Consider the following 15,204-nt stretch of genomic DNA (forward strand, 5'->3'; position numbering starts at 1 on the left):
TCTCAGCGCAGCGCGCGCACCAGTTCGTCGTAGACCAGCCGCACGCGCGCCGGCACCGGCGCGCGCTGCGAGCGGTAGACATGGATCGGCCAGGACTCGGGCGCCTCGGCCTCGAGCACCTCGACCAGCTCGCCCGACGCGATCAACGGCTCGGCCAGCGGCCCCGCGAGCTGGCCGAAGCCCAGGCCCGCGCGCACGGCGGTGCACTCGGCCTCCACGTCGTCGCTGATGAAGGCCGGCGCCGCCACCGGCATCTGCCGCCCCTTGCTGAAGAACCAGGACCAGGGCCGGCCCACGCTGCGGTCGAGCAGCGCGGTGAGCGGAAAGCCCGGCAGCGCCTCGATGTTCTGCGGGATGCCGGTGCGCGCGATCAGCGTCGGCGCCGCCACCACGCGCAGCTGCATGCGCCCGACCGTGCGCGCGACGAAGCGCGCATCGCGGATCGGGCCGGCGCGCACGCCGATGTCGATCTGCTCGTCGACCACGTCGGCATGTTCCTCCGACAGCCGCAGGTCGAGCACCAGCCCCGGGTGTGCCGCCAGCATCGGCGCCAGCGCCTCGGGAATCAGCCGCCGGCCGTAGACGTTGGGCGCGGTGACGCGCACCGTGCCCGCGTGCTGCGACAGCGCGCGCCGGTCGGTGCGGTGGAACAGCGCATCGACCCCGCCGACCGCGGTGCGCGCGCGCTGCGCGAGCTGGCGTCCGAAGTCGGTGAGCTGCACGCCGCGCGTGCTGCGGTGGAACAGCGGCTCGCCCAGTTCCTCCTCGAGCTCGCGCACGGCGCGCGTGACCACCTGCGGCGAGACCGCCAGGCGCACCGCGGCATCGCGGAAGTTGGCCGCATCGGCGGCGGCGCAGAACACGCGCAGGGCTTCGAGCCGGTTCGACATGGGGGGTGACGGGTGGGTTGGGTGTTCCTGAATCAGGAATTCTGAAGTCGTGAGAGTTTCATTTACGGGAACGCCCGGATTTTCCACACTGCATGCACTTCTTCAAGTTCTTCAACGCCCACCCCAAGGAAAACACCATGACTTCCGTTCAAGACAACATCCGCGGCAAGGTTGCCATCGTCACCGGCGCCAGCAGCGGCCTCGGCGAATCCACCGCCCGCCACCTGGCCGCCCGCGGCGCGAAGGTGGTGCTGGCCGCGCGCCGCACCGACCGCCTCGAGAAGGTGGTCGCCGAAATCCGCGAAGCCGGCGGCGAGGCCATCGCGGTCGCCACCGACGTGGCGAAGCGCGAGGACCTCGAGCGGCTCGCCGCCGCCACCGTCGAGGCCTTCGGCCGCATCGACGTGCTGGTCAACAACGCGGGCGTGATGCCGCTGTCGCCGCTCGAGAAGCTCAAGGTCGACGAATGGGACCGCACCATCGACGTCAACATCAAGGGCGTGCTCTACGGCATCGCCGCCGTGCTGCCGCGCATGCAGGCGCAGGGCAGCGGCCACATCGTCAACGTGGCCTCGATCGCCGGCATCAAGGTGTTCACGCCGATCGGCACCGTCTACAGCGCCACCAAGTACGCGGTGCGCGCCATCTCGGAAGGCCTGCGCGTGGAGGTCGGCAACACCGGCATCCGCGTGACCATCGTCTCGCCCGGCGCGGTCGAGTCCGAACTGAAGTTCGGCACCACCGATGCCGAGACCGCCGCCGGCGTGCAGGCCTTCTACGAGGCCAGCCAGATCCCCTCGGACTCGGTGGCGCGCGCGGTGGTGTACGCAGTGGAGCAGCCGGCGAACGTGGACATCAACGAGGTCGTGCTGCGGCCAGTGGCGCAGGACTTCTGATCCTGGCACCGGGATGGCGCGGATGCCGCTCAGAACGGCATCTGCGCCGAGAAGGCCACGCTGCGCGGCGTCCCCACGTAGTAGCTGTTGAGCCAGTAGCTCTTGTTGGCGACGTTGTTCACGTTCAGCCGCAGGGTCAGCGGCCGGCCAGAGAGCTTCATGGCGTAGCGCAGGCCGAGGTCGGCGGTGGTGAAGGCTGGCAGGCGGTCGGTGTTGGCGTCGTCGGCCCATTGCTTGCCGGTGTAGTAGATGCCGCCGGTCAGGGTCAGGCCGGGCACGGGAAGCTCGTACTCGGTGTAGAACTTGGCGATGACCTTCGCCACGTTCTGCGGCATCTTGCCGTCGAGTTCGGAGCCCTTCACCTTCGCATCGAGCGAGGTGATCCCGGCCACCACGGTCCATCTGTCCGTGATCTTGCCCGAGGCACTGAACTCGATGCCCTTGTGGTTCTGGCGGCCGTTCTGCGCGTAGACGTTGTTGCTGTCGGTGTACTCGTAGGCCTTCTCGATGTCGAACAGGGCGGTGGTCAGCAGCAGCTCGCCGACCGTGGCCTTGATGCCGATCTCCTTCTGCTTGCTGACCATCGGAGCCAGGATGGCGCGGGCGTTGGAGGCGGTGTCCGGCGCGATGCCACCCTGCTCCAGGCCCTCGATGTAGCTGGCGTAGGTGGTCAGCCAGGGAACGGGCTTGAACACCAGCGAGACCGAGGGCGAACTGCGGCTCTTGTCGTAGTCGGCTTGCGTGCGTGCGCCACTGGAGTCGAGGCTCTGGCTGCGGATGTTGCTGCGCGTGATCCCCAGCAGCAGTGACCACTGGTCGTTGAACTGGATGTTGTCGCCGATGAGATGGTTGGTGTTGCTCACGCGCCCGGCGTAGTAGCTGCCGTAGGTGTTCGGGGGAAACACCGCTTCGGGCACGTAGGTGGGCGCGAAGAAGGGATAGGGGCCCTCGTAGCCGGTGCTGGGGTAGTAATCCGAGCTCCACGACTTGTCGGAATACATGTAGTAGCCGAGGGTCAGCTTGTGCGCGATGGGGCCGGTGTTGAAACTGATGTCGGCCATGGCGGAGGCGGCTTCAAAGGCATCCTTGGAACCAGCCACGCGCTGGCGGTTCTGGGTGAAACCCTCCAGCGAGCTCACGTTGTTCAGCGTGTGGTCTTGCACCGGGCGGTCGATGTTGTCGCGCATGTAGGCGCCGCGCAGCGTGACGTTGTCGTTGACCTTGTAGGTCGCCTTGCCCATCAGCTTGGTGTTCTCGAACTCGTCGTTGACCCAGGGCTGGCCCCAGTTTCTCCGGGCCTCGGGGGCGCGGCCGTGCGGCACGCCGTTGAAGTACCAGTAGGCGGAGGAACCGGAGGTCCGGTATTTGTTGTAGACCGCGTTGAATTCCAGCAGCAGCTTGTCGGTCACGTGCCAGTCGACGGCGGCGCTGACCAGCGAACGGTTGATCTTCTGGTCGTCGACGGCCGTGCCGCCTTCCTGCTTGACCACGTTGAGCCGGTAGCCGACGCGGCCGGCTTCGTCGAAGCGGCCGCCGAAGTCGCCGTGCACGTAGGTCTGGCTGCCGCCGTAGTTGCCGACCGTGAGGCTGTTGAGGCGCTCGACGGTCGGACGCTTGTAGACGTTGTTGACCATGCCCCCGGGCTGGGCCGCGCCGAAGAGAAAGCCGGAAAGGCCGTTCAGGACTTCGATGCGCTCCTTGTCCTCGACCACCGCCGCGTGGTTGTAGAGGCGCCGCAGGCCGTCTTCCGCCGTGTTGTAGCCGTTGAAGCCGCGGATGTTGACAGAGGGCGACCAGCTCGTGATCTGCGGGACGGCGGAGCGGGTCGATGGATTGAGCTTGTAGATGTCGTCGGGCGACTGCGCCTGGATGTTCTGTATCAGCTCGCGCGGCACCACGCTGATCGAGAACGGCGTGTCCTGCAGCGCCATGCTGCCGAGCGCGCCGACCGAGGAGACGGTCTTCGCGCGGTAGCCGTCGGCGGCGCTGCCGTCCTGCTGCAGCTCCGTTGTCGCGTCGATGGCCGAAGCGTTCACCACCACCGGCGGCAGCGTCGCGCCGCCCGCGGCCGAGGGCATGGCGCGGATCACCGCCGCGTTGCCGTCGAGGCTCGCGCCCAGGCCGCTGCCCGCGAGCAGGCGCTCCAGCGCCTGGCCGGCCGTGAGGCTGCCCGACACCGCCGGCGCCTGCTTGCCGGCGACCAGGTCGGGATGAACCATCAGCTGCAGCCGGGCCTGGCGCGCGAGCTCGTTGAGCGCCGAGCCCAGCGGCTGCGCGGGCAGGGCGATCGGGTAGACCGCTGCCGCCTGCATGGCGGGCGCGGGCTGGGCGTTGGCGGGCGAGGTGCCCCAGGCGGCGAGGGCAAGGGTCGCCGCGAAAGCGGTGGCGGCGGGACGGAAACGCGGGTGCGGCATGAAGGCGGACTCCGGAAGATCGATGGGTAGATGTGGAAAGAACTACCCATGCAGACGCATCAGTTCCGGCGCAGTGGAGGTCCGTCGCGAATTTTCTTGAAGAAATCGAGGCGCGGGGCTGGCTGGGTGTCAGCGCGGCGCGATCTCGGTCGTGCCGTCGCGCGGCTGCAGCTGCACCGGCAGCACCTGCGGCAGCGCCTTGGCGAAGGCGCCGAACTGCCGCAGGTCGAAGCTGCCGTTGATCCGCATCGCTGCCACCGCGGGGTCGCGCACGGTGAGGCCGGTCGGTCCGTAGCGCTCGAACTCGGCCAGTGCCTGCGCGAGCGGCGTGTTCTCGAAGTTGGCGCGGCCTTCGCGCCAGAGCAGGGCGCCCGCGGCTGGGGCGGCGGGCGCGCTGCGCAGGCGGCCGCCCGCGTCGGCGGCGACGGCTTCGCCCGGGCCCAGCAGCCGCGACTCGGCACCGGCCGCGGGGTCGGCCGAGGCCACGCGCACGCGGCCTTCCTCCACCGTCACGCGCACGCCGCCGGCGTCGAGCCCGGTCTGCGTGTGGCGCACCGCGAAACGCGTGCCGACCACCGTGATGCGCAGCGGGCCGGCCAGCACGTCGAAGGGACGGGCGGCATCGGCCTGCACGCTGAAATGGGCCTGGCCTTCGGTCAGCCGCACCTCGCGCCGCTGGCGGTAGAGCGTCACCTCGGCGCGCGTGGCGGTGTCGAGCCGGAGCACGCTGCCGTCGGGCAGCTGCACGTCGAGCTGCTGGCCGCGCGCGGTGGCGAAGCTGTTGGCATAGACCGGCTGCTGCTGCCACAGCACCCAGCCGCCCGCCACCACGAACAGCGCGCAGGCCGCCGCGGCCAGCGGCATCCAGCGGCGCGTGCCCTGCCAGCCGCGGCGCGGCTGCGTGGCGGCCCGAGTGCGCGCGCGCAGCGCGGCCAGCTCGGCGGCGGGCAGCGTGTCGAGTCGCTGCCAGGTGCCCTCGAGCCGCTCGAGGGCGGCGCGGTGCGCGGGCGCGGCCGCGAGCCAGGCCTCGAATTCGGTCGCCTCGTCCGGCGCCAGCCCGTCCTGCCGGCGCACCAGCCAGTGCGCGGCGGCCCGTTCGGCGTCCGGCACGGGGTCGGTGGGCGGGGGCGGGGACACGGTCATGCGGGGAAATTCTCTGTTCTGGATGTAGACGCTCGAGCGGCCTCGAAGTGGAGGTCGGCGCGGCGACGCGCTATCGATTGTGGTCGCTGGTCCCGGTGCCGAAGGCGTCCTCGCAGGCCTTGCAGGCCAGCACGCCGCGGATCACGTGCTGCGCCACCATGTTCTTCGAGATGCCCATGCGCTCGGCCACTTCCTGGTGCGACAGGCCCTCGAAGCGGTTCAGCACGAAGGCCTCGCGGCAGCGCGGCGGCAGGGCCTCGATCGCCGCGAGGATGGCCTGGGCATGCTGCGCCGACGCATAGGCCTCCTCGGGCTGCGCATGCCGGGGCGCGATCGCGTGGTCGGCATCGGCCAGCGCGTCGATGTCCTCGTGGTCGCGCAACACGGCGCGGCGGTGCCGGTCGATCACCAGGTTGCGCGCCGTGCGGTAGAGCAGCGCGCGCACGTTGGAGATCGCCTCGCCCGACTGCCGTAGCGCGAGCACGCGCGCATAGCTCTCCTGCGCCAGGTCGGCCGCGGCATCGCGGTCGTTCACCGAGCGGGAAAGGAAGTTCAGCAGTTCGCGGTAGTAGCGCTCGAGCACGATCGACCCATGCCATGGAAGGAAGCGTTCCGTCGACAGGCTGGCTTGGGATGTGGCGGCGGCTGACCTTGCGCGCATCGTGGATGGGAACTCTTCTCATTATCGGCGAAGCCCCGCGCGGCGGGCCTTGGGCGCCGGTTGTCATCGGCGGGTTGCTTTTCGTTGATAACCTTTTCCGGCTCAAGGTCTTTGCCGGCGAAGAATCGAAAGCCCCTGCAAAATAGAACGACCGTTCGTTTTTGTCTGGAACCTCACGATGTCCGTCAATGCCGTTTCCGCCAAGCCGGCCCGCGCCGCCCAGAAGGGCCAGCAGACCAAGGCCGTGATCGTCGACGCCGCATTGGCGCTCGCCGCGCAGATCGGGCTCGAGGGCCTGTCGATCGGCGCCGTGGCCGAGATCACCAAGATGAGCAAGTCGGGCGTGTTCGCCCATTTCGGCTCGCGCGAGGAGCTGCAGATCTCGGTGGTGCGCGAGTATCACGCGCGCTTCGAGCAGGAAGTGTTCTTCCCCGCCATCGAGGCCGATCGCGGCCTGCCGCGGTTGCGCGCGATGTTCGCCAACTGGATGAAGCGCACCTCGACCGAGATCGACTCGGGCTGCATCTACATCAGCGGCGCCTCCGAATTCGACGACCGCCCGGGCCCGGTGCGCGACGCGCTGGTGGAGTCGGTCTCGATCTGGCAGGCCGCCGTGCTGCGCGCGATCGTGCAGTCGAAGGAGGAGGGCCACCTCGACGCCGACGCCGACGAGCGCCAGGTCGCGTTCGAGATCCACGGCCTGATCCTCGCGCTGCACTACGAGGCCCGCTTCCTGCGCGTGCCCGGTTCCATCGCCCGCGCCAACACCGGCTTCGACAACATCCTCGGCCGCTATGCGGCGGCCGGCACGCCTTCCCCGGCGGCACCCGCGGCGCCCTCGCGCGTGCGCCGCCTCAAGACCGTGCGCTGAGCGCGCGGCACCTTTTTCCTTTTCCCTTTCATCTTTCAGTTCGACCAGGAGAGTTCCGGATGCCCAGCTACAACCCACCCGTGCGCGACATGCAGTTCGTGCTGCACGAAGTGCTCAACGTCGCCGAGGAACTCAAGGCGCTGCCCGCGCACGCCGAGACCGACGCCGACACCATCAACGCGGTGATCGAGGAGGCCGGCAAGTTCGCGGCCGAAGTCACCTTCCCGCTCAACATCAGCGGCGACGAGGAAGGCTGCGTGCTCGACAAGGCCACGCACGAAGTGAAGACGCCCAAGGGCTTCAAGGAGGCCTATGCCAAGTACGTCGAGGGCGGCTGGCCCGCGCTGTCGTGCGACCCGGCCTTCGGCGGCCAGGGCCTGCCCTTCGTGGTCAACCAGTGCCTGTTCGAGATGCTCAACAGCGCGAACCAGGCCTGGACCATGTACCCGGGCCTCTCGCACGGCGCCTACGAGGCCCTGGTGGCGCACGGCACCGACGAGCAGAAGAAGACCTACCTGCCCAAGCTGGTGAGCGGCGAATGGACCGGCACCATGTGCCTGACCGAACCTCATTGCGGCACCGACCTCGGCCTGCTGCGCACCAAGGCCGAACCGCAGGCCGACGGCAGCTACCGCATCACCGGCAACAAGATCTTCATCTCGGCCGGCGAGCACGACATGGCCGGCAACATCATCCACCTGGTGCTGGCCCGCCTGCCCGACGCGCCCAAGGGCAGCAAGGGCATCAGCCTGTTCGTGGTGCCGAAGTTCAAGGTCAAGGCCGACGGTTCGCTCGGCGAGCGCAACCCGATCTTCTGCTCCGGCCTCGAGCACAAGATGGGCATCCACGGCAACGCCACCGCGCAGATCGTGATCGAGGGCGCCACCGGTTCGCTGGTGGGCGAGCCCAACAAGGGCCTGGCCGCGATGTTCGTGATGATGAACGCTGCGCGCCTGGGCGTGGGCAACCAGTCGCTGGGCCTGACCGAGGTGGCGTTCCAGAACGCGCTGGCCTATGCCAAGGACCGCCTGCAGATGCGCTCACTGTCGGGCGTGAAGGCCAAGGACAAGGAAGCCGACCCGATCATCGTGCACCCCGACGTGCGCAAGATGCTGCTGACCGCCAAGGCCTATGCCGAGGGCGGCCGCGCGCTGCAGGTGTTCTGCACCCTGCTGCTCGACAAGGAGCACCACCATCCCGACGAGAAGGTGCGCAAGGACAGCGGCGAACTGGTCGCGCTGCTCACGCCGATCGTGAAGGCCTTCATCACCGACAACGGCCACATCGCGACCAATGCCTGCATGCAGGTCTTCGGCGGCCATGGCTTCATCAAGGAATGGGGCATGGAGCAGTACGTGCGCGACAACCGCATCAACATGATCTACGAAGGCACGAACACCGTGCAGTCGCTCGACCTGCTGGGCCGCAAGGTGCTGGGCAACAACGGCGCCTCGCTGAAGAAGTTCGGCAAGCTGGTCGCGAAGCTGGTGGAAGAAGAGGGCGTGAACGAGAAGATGGCCGAGTTCATCAATCCGATCGCGGGCCTCGGCGACCAGCTCACCAAGTTCACGACCGAGATCGGCTTCAAGGGCTTCCAGAACCCCGACGAAGTGGGCGCCGCCGCGGTGGACTACCTGCGCGTGACCGGCCACTTCGTGTTCGGCTACCTGTTCGCCCGCATGGCGCAGGTCGCGCTGCGCGAGATCGCGGCCGGCAACACCGATCCGTTCTACGTCGCCAAGCTGCAGACCGCGCGCTTCTATTTCGCCAAGCTGTTCCCCGAGACCGCGACGCTGATGCGCACGGCCCGTGCCGGCAGCAAGGTGCTGATGGACACCGACGCCGCGCTGGCCTGAGTCCGCGTCTTCCCCTCTTCGACCACTTCCCGGAGCCGACCATGAAAGCAACGCTTGCAGCCCTCGTCCTCGTCGCGACCTCGGTCACGGCCCTGGCCCAGACCACCCCGGTGGGCCTGTGGCGCAACGTCGACGACAAGACCGGCGAGGCCAAGGCCGAGATCCGCATCGGCGAGGCCGGCGGCGCGCTGCTGGGCCGCATCGAGAAGTCGTTGAAGAAGGACGGCAAGCCCGATGCGGTCTGCGACGAATGCTCGGACGACCGCAAGGGCCAGCCGATCGCGGGCCTGGAGATCATCCGCGGCGGCAAGAAGGCCGACGGCAAGGACGTCTGGGAGGGCGGGAAGATCCTCGACCCCGAGAACGGCAAGGAATACCGCGCCAGCTTCACGCCGATCGACGGCGGCAAGAAGCTCGAAGTGCGCGGCTACCTGGGTCCTTTCTGGCGCACCCAAACCTGGAACCGCGTGCAGTAAGCAAGCCTGCGCGCAACCTATCCAAGAAATACCAAACATGTCCCGATTTCAAGTGAAGAAGGTCGCCGTGCTCGGCGCCGGCGTGATGGGCGCGCAGATCGCGGCCCACCTCGTCAACGTGCGCGTGCCGGTGGTGTTGTTCGACCTGGCGGCCAAGGAAGGCCCGAAGAACGGCATCGTCACGCGCGCCATCGACAACCTCAAGAAGCTCAAGCCCGCGCCGCTGGGCGACGTGGCCGATGCGGGCCTGATCGAACAGGCCAACTACGACGACAACCTCGACCTGCTCGGCGAGTGCGACCTGGTGATCGAGGCGATCGCCGAGCGCATGGACTGGAAGCTCGATCTCTACAAGAAGATCGCGCCGCACGTCGCCAAGCACGCGATCCTGGCCTCGAACACCTCGGGCCTGTCGATCACCAAGCTCAGCGAGGCATTGCCCGAAGCACTGAAGCCGCGCTTCTGCGGCATCCACTTCTTCAATCCGCCGCGCTACATGTTCCTGGTGGAGCTGATCAACACGCCCACCACGCAGCCGCAGGTGCTCGACGACCTCGAGGCCTTCGTCACCAGCACGCTCGGCAAGGGCGTGGTGCGCGCGCACGACACGCCCAACTTCATCGCCAACCGCGTCGGCATCGCCGGCATGCTGGCCACGCTCAAGGAAGTCGAGAAGTTCGGCCTCACGCCCGACGTGGTGGACGACCTCACCGGCAAGAAGCTGGGCCGCGCGAGCTCGGGCACCTTCCGCACCGCCGACGTGGTGGGCCTGGACACCATGGCCCACGTGGTGAAGACGCTGCAGGACAACCTGAACGCCGAGACCGATCCCTTCTACGCCAACTTCGCGACGCCGCCGGTGCTCGCCAAGCTGCTGGAACTGAAGAACCTGGGCCAGAAGACCAAGGCCGGCTTCTTCAAGAAGGTGGGCCGCGACATCCTGCGCTTCGACCTCCAGAGCGGCGACTACGTGCCTGCCGGCGCGAAGGCCGACGAGGTCTACGGCCGCATGCTCAAGAAGCCCGCGGGCGAGCGCCTGAAGCTGCTGCGCGAGAGCGAAGGACCGCAGGGCCAGTTCCTCTGGGCGATCCTGCGCGACGGCTTCCACTACGCGGCCGTGCACCTGGGCGACATCGCCGAGAGCGCGCGCGACATCGACTTCGCGATGCGCTGGGGCTTCGGCATGAAGCAGGGCCCGTTCGAGCTCTGGCAGGAAGCCGGCTGGGCGCAGGTCGCGAAGTGGGTGCAGGACGACATCGACGCCGGCAAGGCGCTGAGCAGCGCGCCGCTGCCCAAGTGGGTGTTCGAAGGCCCGGTGGCCGAGGCCGGCGGCGTGCACACGCCCGAAGGCTCGTGGAGCGCCTCGCAGAACAAGTTCGTGCCGCAGCGCAAGCTGCCGGTGCATGCGCGCCAGCTGTTCCCCGAGAGCGTGCTCGGCGCGAACGCGGTCGATGCCAGCACGGCCGGCACCACGATCAGCGATGAAGGCGACGTGCGCGTGTGGACGCTCGACGGCGAGGTGCTGATCGCGAGCATCCATTCGAAGATGCACGCCATCAGCCCCGACGTGGCCGAGGCGCTCGGCGCCGCGGTCGAGCTCGCCGAGGCCGAATACAAGGGCCTGGTGATCTGGTCGCCCGACGAGATGTTCTCGGTCGGCGCCGACCTGCAGGCGATGCTGCCGGCCTTCGTGGTCGCGGGCATCGGCGCGGTCGAGGGCGCGGAGGAAGAGCTCCAGAACGTGATGCTCAAGATCCGCTATGCCAACGTGCCGGTGGTCTCGGCCGTGCGCGGCCTGGCGCTGGGCGGCGGCTGCGAGCTGGCCGTGTACTCGTCGAAGCGCGTGGCGGCGATGGAAAGCTACATCGGCCTGGTCGAGGTCGGCGTGGGCCTGATCCCCGGCGCCGGCGGCCTGACCTACATCGCGCGCCGCGCGGCCGAGAACGCCTCGGCCTCGACCGGCACCGACCTGCTGCCCTTCCTCACCGAGGGCTTCACGGCCGCGGCGATGGCCAAGGTGGGCACCGGCGCGCTCGATTCGAGGAAGCTCGGCTACCTGCTCGACAGCGACGTGATCGTGCCGAACAAGGACGAGCTGCTCTACGTGGCGCTGCAGCAGGCCAAGGCCATGGCCGACGCCGGCTACCGCCCGCCACTGCGCCGCAGCTTCCGCGTGGCGGGCCGCAGCGGCGCCGCGACGATCAAGGGCCAGCTCGTGAACATGCGCGACGGGGGCTTCATCAGCGCGCACGACTTCCACATCGCGAGCCTGATCGCGAACGTGGTCACCGGCGGCGACGTGGACGCGGGCTCGCTCGTGACCGAGGAATACCTGATGGCGTTGGAACGCAAGGCGTTCTGCTCGCTCATCGTGCACCCCAAGACGCAGGAGCGGATCATGGGGATGCTCAGCACGGGGAAGCCGGTGCGGAACTGATGCGGACCCCTCTTCCTCCTTCCCCCTCTGGGGGAAGGCCGGGATGGGGGCAAGCAGCCCATGCAGAACCAATCCTCTCCCAATGCACAGCGGAACGCCCGCGCCTTGCGGCGCGAGATGACCGACTCGGAGCGCAAGCTCTGGAGCGGCCTGCGTGGCGAGCAATTGGGAGTGAAGTTCCGCCGGCAGCATCCGCTGGGCAACTACATCGCCGACTTCGCATGCCTCCATCCGAAGCTGATCGTCGAACTCGATGGATCGCAGCATCAGGCGCAAGCAGACTACGACGCTCGGCGCGACGCCTTCCTGCGTGCCCAGGGATTCGATGTGCTGCGTTTCGGATCGAACGATCCATTCGTCAATCTTGAAGGGGTGCTGCAGGCGATCGTCAACCGACTCGCCGAATTGACGGCCGCGTGCCCCCATCCCGACCTTCCCCCAGAGGGGGAAGGAGCCAAATCCAGGAGCCTTCCATGAAACAAGTACAAGACGCCTACATCGTCGCGGCCACCCGCACCCCCATCGGCAAGTCGCACCGCGGCTACTTCCGCAACCACCGTCCCGACGACCTGCTCGCGACCACGCTGAAGGCCGCGCTGGCGGCGGTGCCCGGTCTCGATCCGAAGGCCATCGAGGACATCATCTGCGGCTGCGCGATCCCCGAGGCGCAGCAGGGCCTGAACGTCGCGCGCATCGGCGCGGTGCTCGCGGGCCTGCCGACCAGCGTCGGCGGCATCACGGTCAACCGCTTCTGCGCCTCGGGCCTGTCGGCGGTGCAGATGGCGGCCGACCGCATCCGCGTCGGCGAGGCCGACGTGATGATCGCGGCCGGCGTCGAGAGCATGAGCATGGTGCCGATGATGGGCAACTCGCCCTCGCTGTCGCCGTCCATCTTCGAGCGCGACGGCGACGTGGGCATCGCCTACGGCATGGGCCTGACGGCCGAGAAGGTCGCGCAGCAGTGGAAGGTGAGCCGCCAGGCCCAGGACGAATTCGCGCTGGCCTCGCACCAGAAGGCGCTGGCCGCGCAGAAGGCCGGCAAGTTCGCGGACGAGATCACGCCGATCGAGGTGACCGACCGCGCGCCCGACCTCGAGAGCGGCGAAGCGATCGCGACCACGCGCACCGTGAACCTCGACGAAGGCGCGCGCCCCGACACCTCGATCGAAGGCCTCGCCAAGCTGCGCACCGTGTTCGCCGCGCGCGGCACGGTCACGGCCGGCAACAGCTCGCAGACCTCCGACGGCGCGGGCGCGCTGATCCTGGCGAGCGAGAAGGCGGTCAAGCAGTTCGGCCTGACGCCGCTGGCGCGCTTCGTGAGCTTCGCGAGCAAGGGCGTGCCGCCGCACATCATGGGCATCGGCCCGATCGAGGCGATCCCCGCGGCGCTGCGCTATGCCGGCCTGAGCCAGCAGGACATCGACTGGATCGAGCTCAACGAAGCCTTCGCGGCCCAGTCGCTCGCGGTCATCAACACCCTGGGGCTCGACCCGTCGAAGGTCAACCCGATGGGCGGCGCGATCGCGCTGGGCCATCCGCTGGGCGCCACTGGCGCGATCCGCTCGGCCACCGTGGTGCACGCACTGCAGCGCGAGAAGCTCAAGTACGGCATGGTCACGATGTGCGTGGGCATGGGGCAGGGCGCCGCCGGCATCTTCGAGCGCGTCTGATCGATAACGCACCAGGCAACGCGACGAGTGCCGGTGCAACCAGGAGACAGGACAGTGATGGAACAGACGCAGCAGCAGCTTCCGGTCGACGGTGGCGCGCAGCAGTTGGCGGTGCGCCGCTACGAACCCGCGGGCGCGTCGCGCGCCAGCATCGTGATCGGTGGCGCCATGGGCGTGCGCCAGTCCTTCTACGAAGCCTTCGCATGCTGGCTCGCGGGCCAGGGGCTGCGCGTCTGGACCTTCGACTACCGCGGCTCGGGCGACTCGCGCGGCGCCGCCTCGCTGCGCGGCTTCGAGGCCGACCTGTTCGACTGGGCGCGCGACTACGAGGCGGTCATCGACGCCGCCAAGGCCGCGCTGCCCGCGCAGCCGCTCTACCTGCTGGGCCACAGCCTCGGCGCGCAGCTGCCGGGCTTCCTGCAGCGCCCCGAGCAGGTCGACGGCCTGGTGAGCATCGCAGCCGGCAGCGGCTACTGGCGCGAGAACGCGCCGCGGCTCAAGCGCAGCATCCTCTACTTCTGGTTCGTGCTGGTGCCGCTGGTCACGCGGCTGTGCGGCTACTTCCCGGGCCGCAAGCTCAGGAAGGTCGGTGACCTGCCGCGCGGCGTGATCCTGCAATGGCGGCGCTGGTGCCTGAACCCGCGCTACAGCGTGGGCGCCGAGGGCGAGCTGGCGCGGAAGAGCTACAGCCGCGTGCGCTTCCCGGTGCTCGCGCTGTCGATGACCGACGACGAGCTGATGACGCTGGCCGGCACGCACAGCCTGGTGAGCTTCTACGACCAGGCGCCGCGCGCCATCGAACGCATCGCGCCGGCCGACGTGCAGGCGCGGCGCATCGGCCACTTCGGCTTCTTCCGCGAGCAGTTCAGCCAGAGCCTGTGGCCCGCCACGGTCGACAAGCTGCATCGCCTGGGCGCGCTGACATCGCCGGCCGCGGGCGTCCCGCACACGACTGCCTGAGGCCGCGCGCCGGAGCACACTGCGGCCATGAGCACGAGCACTCCCCATCCCTTCGACAAGGCCATCGCGCTGCAGCACAGCGACCTGCGCGCGGGCCATTTCACGGGCACCACCAGCCCCGACTACTGGAACATGGTCGGTCCCTTCGGCGGCACCACCGCGGCGGTCGCGCTGCAGTCGGTGCTGCAGCATCCGGACCTGTTGGGCACGCCGATCGCGCTGACCGTGAACTACGCGGCCGCGCTCGAGGCCGGTGCCTTCGACGTGCAGGCGACCGCGGTGCGCACCAACCGTTCGACCCAGCACTGGACCGTGCAGATCACGCAACCCGGCGCGGGTGGCGCGCCGAACATGACGACCACCGCCACCGTGGTGACGGCCGCGCGGCGCGAGACCTGGAGCCAGAGCGACCTCGCCATGCCCGAGGTGCCGAAGCCCGAGGCCGTCGAACCGATCCGCATCGGCCCGGCCGGCGTGGCCTGGGTGCAGCAGTACGAGATGCGCCCGTTCAGCGGCGGCATTCCCGCGCAGTGGGACGGCAGCCTGCAGCACAGCGAGACCCGCATCTGGGTGCGCGACGCGCAGGCGCGGCCGCTCGACCTGCCCTCGCTCGCGGCGATGAGCGACGTGTTCTATCCGCGCATCTGGCTGCGCCGCGCCAAGCACGTGCCGGCCGGCACCGTGTCGATCACCACCTACTTCCACGCCGACGCGGCGCAACTGGCCGAGGTCGGCACCGGCTTCCTGCTCGGGCAGGCGACGGGGCAGCAGTTCTTCAACGGCTTCTTCGACCAGACCGCGCAGCTGTGGAGCGAGGCCGGCGTGCTGCTCGCGACCTCGAACCAGATCGTCTACTACAAGGAATAGCCTCCGGTTTCGCAAGGCCCGCGGCCGCCCGGAGAGAATCCAGCCCACCCAGGAGACAACGCC

Annotated in this window: 13 protein-coding genes; 9 read left to right on the forward strand and 4 right to left on the reverse strand. The window is 68.8% G+C overall.

Features of this window, described 5'->3' with window-relative positions; translation table 11 throughout:
• Positions 1-2 precede the first annotated feature (2 nt).
• Complete coding sequence (locus tag R0232_RS04915) at positions 3-890, reverse strand: LysR substrate-binding domain-containing protein (RefSeq protein ID WP_431511404.1); 888 nt, start codon at positions 888-890, stop codon at positions 3-5.
• A gap of 137 nt (positions 891-1,027) precedes the next feature.
• Between R0232_RS04915 and R0232_RS04920 the strand changes: the two genes are divergently transcribed.
• A complete protein-coding gene (locus tag R0232_RS04920) occupies positions 1,028-1,786 on the forward strand; it encodes an SDR family oxidoreductase (RefSeq protein ID WP_296794388.1) in 759 nt (252 codons plus the stop codon).
• A gap of 29 nt (positions 1,787-1,815) precedes the next feature.
• Here R0232_RS04920 and R0232_RS04925 read toward each other — a convergent pair whose 3' ends face one another.
• From R0232_RS04925 to R0232_RS04935, 3 genes are all read right to left on the reverse strand, one after another.
• A complete protein-coding gene (locus R0232_RS04925) occupies positions 1,816-4,200 on the reverse strand; it encodes a TonB-dependent siderophore receptor (RefSeq protein ID WP_431511405.1) in 2,385 nt (794 codons plus the stop codon).
• A 129-nt stretch (positions 4,201-4,329) separates the two neighbouring features.
• Positions 4,330-5,343, reverse strand: coding sequence for a FecR family protein (locus R0232_RS04930; RefSeq protein WP_431511406.1), 1,014 nt, complete (start codon positions 5,341-5,343; stop codon positions 4,330-4,332).
• Positions 5,344-5,413: 70 nt separating this feature from the next.
• Positions 5,414-5,926, reverse strand: a complete 513-nt coding sequence (locus R0232_RS04935) for a sigma-70 family RNA polymerase sigma factor (protein WP_431512860.1) — start codon at positions 5,924-5,926, stop codon at positions 5,414-5,416.
• Between the two features lie 256 nt (positions 5,927-6,182).
• Here R0232_RS04935 and R0232_RS04940 point away from each other — a divergent pair, with 256 nt between their 5' ends.
• Genes R0232_RS04940 through R0232_RS04975 form a run of 8 tightly spaced genes read left to right on the forward strand, consistent with a single transcriptional unit; the run spans position 6,183 to position 15,141 of the window.
• Entirely contained in the window at positions 6,183-6,875 is a 693-nt protein-coding gene (locus R0232_RS04940) for a TetR/AcrR family transcriptional regulator (protein WP_431511407.1), read from the forward strand.
• Positions 6,876-6,934: 59 nt separating this feature from the next.
• Positions 6,935-8,731, forward strand: a complete 1,797-nt coding sequence (locus tag R0232_RS04945; RefSeq protein WP_431511408.1) for an acyl-CoA dehydrogenase C-terminal domain-containing protein — start codon at positions 6,935-6,937, stop codon at positions 8,729-8,731.
• Between the two features lie 41 nt (positions 8,732-8,772).
• A complete protein-coding gene (locus R0232_RS04950; RefSeq protein WP_093354021.1) occupies positions 8,773-9,207 on the forward strand; it encodes a DUF2147 domain-containing protein in 435 nt (144 codons plus the stop codon).
• Positions 9,208-9,244: 37 nt separating this feature from the next.
• Positions 9,245-11,644: a 3-hydroxyacyl-CoA dehydrogenase/enoyl-CoA hydratase family protein gene (locus R0232_RS04955; RefSeq protein ID WP_431511409.1), complete on the forward strand. Its 2,400-nt coding sequence runs from the start codon at positions 9,245-9,247 to the stop codon at positions 11,642-11,644.
• A gap of 60 nt (positions 11,645-11,704) precedes the next feature.
• Positions 11,705-12,121, forward strand: coding sequence for an endonuclease domain-containing protein (locus R0232_RS04960; protein WP_208509315.1), 417 nt, complete (start codon positions 11,705-11,707; stop codon positions 12,119-12,121).
• Positions 12,118-13,314 carry an acetyl-CoA C-acyltransferase gene (locus tag R0232_RS04965; protein WP_208509314.1) on the forward strand — a complete coding sequence of 399 codons (1,197 nt, stop codon included), beginning with the start codon at positions 12,118-12,120 and terminating at the stop codon, positions 13,312-13,314. Before R0232_RS04960 ends, R0232_RS04965 begins: the two co-directional genes overlap by 4 nt.
• A 57-nt stretch (positions 13,315-13,371) precedes the next feature.
• Positions 13,372-14,274 carry an alpha/beta hydrolase family protein gene (locus tag R0232_RS04970; RefSeq protein WP_431511410.1) on the forward strand — a complete coding sequence of 301 codons (903 nt, stop codon included), beginning with the start codon at positions 13,372-13,374 and terminating at the stop codon, positions 14,272-14,274.
• A 27-nt stretch (positions 14,275-14,301) separates the two neighbouring features.
• Complete coding sequence (locus tag R0232_RS04975) at positions 14,302-15,141, forward strand: acyl-CoA thioesterase (protein ID WP_431511411.1); 840 nt, start codon at positions 14,302-14,304, stop codon at positions 15,139-15,141.
• The last annotated feature ends 63 nt before the right edge of the window (positions 15,142-15,204 follow it).

The sequence above is a fragment of the Variovorax sp. DAIF25 genome (genome assembly GCF_050711835.1).
In the GTDB taxonomy this organism is placed as follows: Bacteria; Pseudomonadota; Gammaproteobacteria; order Burkholderiales; family Burkholderiaceae_C; genus Variovorax.

Bases quoted from the DNA above. Each gene is read 5' to 3' on its own strand.
- R0232_RS04915 (WP_431511404.1), bottom strand. From the start codon at position 890: ATGTCGAACCGGCTCGAAGCCCTGCGCGTGTTCTGCGCCGCCGCCGAT.
- R0232_RS04920 (WP_296794388.1), top strand. From the start codon at position 1,028: ATGACTTCCGTTCAAGACAACATCCGCGGCAAGGTTGCCATCGTCACC.
- R0232_RS04925 (WP_431511405.1), bottom strand. From the start codon at position 4,200: ATGCCGCACCCGCGTTTCCGTCCCGCCGCCACCGCTTTCGCGGCGACC.
- R0232_RS04930 (WP_431511406.1), bottom strand. From the start codon at position 5,343: ATGACCGTGTCCCCGCCCCCGCCCACCGACCCCGTGCCGGACGCCGAA.
- R0232_RS04940 (WP_431511407.1), top strand. From the start codon at position 6,183: ATGTCCGTCAATGCCGTTTCCGCCAAGCCGGCCCGCGCCGCCCAGAAG.
- R0232_RS04945 (WP_431511408.1), top strand. From the start codon at position 6,935: ATGCCCAGCTACAACCCACCCGTGCGCGACATGCAGTTCGTGCTGCAC.
- R0232_RS04950 (WP_093354021.1), top strand. From the start codon at position 8,773: ATGAAAGCAACGCTTGCAGCCCTCGTCCTCGTCGCGACCTCGGTCACG.
- R0232_RS04955 (WP_431511409.1), top strand. From the start codon at position 9,245: ATGTCCCGATTTCAAGTGAAGAAGGTCGCCGTGCTCGGCGCCGGCGTG.
- R0232_RS04960 (WP_208509315.1), top strand. From the start codon at position 11,705: ATGCAGAACCAATCCTCTCCCAATGCACAGCGGAACGCCCGCGCCTTG.
- R0232_RS04965 (WP_208509314.1), top strand. From the start codon at position 12,118: ATGAAACAAGTACAAGACGCCTACATCGTCGCGGCCACCCGCACCCCC.
- R0232_RS04970 (WP_431511410.1), top strand. From the start codon at position 13,372: ATGGAACAGACGCAGCAGCAGCTTCCGGTCGACGGTGGCGCGCAGCAG.
- R0232_RS04975 (WP_431511411.1), top strand. From the start codon at position 14,302: ATGAGCACGAGCACTCCCCATCCCTTCGACAAGGCCATCGCGCTGCAG.